1 protein-coding gene is annotated in these 540 nt (G+C 63.3%); it reads left to right on the forward strand.

Annotation, left to right across the window (positions count from 1 at the left end; genetic code table 11):
- Positions 1–339: 339 nt before the first annotated feature.
- The coding region (locus HKK72_RS39545; RefSeq protein WP_261987648.1) for a helix-turn-helix domain-containing protein at positions 340–540 on the forward strand (201 nt) is incomplete at its 3' end.

Here is a 540-nt window from a genome sequence, read left to right on the forward strand (position 1 = left end):
CGGTCTGGCACACATTCCGTGAACGAACTCGGCGGTGGACTCAACCAGTTCCGGCTGCGCGGTGTTGATGCTGGTCAGTCGACAGGTGACCGCTGCCCAGTCGCGAGACTTCAAGACCCTTCACGGAAGGTGCGCCAGAACCCGTTCTCGCGAACGAAGCCAATAGCCCAACTCGACTCGCGGATCCGCTTCCAGGAAACCCGCCCGCCCAGCCGCGACGAGCAGCTGATAATGATCATGCTCCCCAAAGCCTTATTCACCAACACCAGTAGATCCTCTTACCACCCGACTTCGATCGACCGTGGACGCAACCCGTAGTCACTCGTCGTCCTCGTGGAGATGGTGGAACGCTCGGTCATGGAAGACGAGCAACTGCGGCAGATCGGCCGCGAGTTGCGGTGGCTACGGTCAGCCGCTGGTCTGTCTGGTGTGGAGCTGGCTACGCGGGCGGGGGTTCCGCAGCCGACCGTGTCTCGGGTGGAGGCTGGCCGGCGGGTCGCTGATGCCGAAGTGGTGGTGCGGCTCTTTGGTGCGCTGGGC

Source organism: Actinomadura sp. HBU206391 (assembly GCF_014323665.1).
In the GTDB taxonomy this organism is placed as follows: Bacteria; Actinomycetota; Actinomycetes; order Streptosporangiales; family Streptosporangiaceae; genus Actinomadura_C.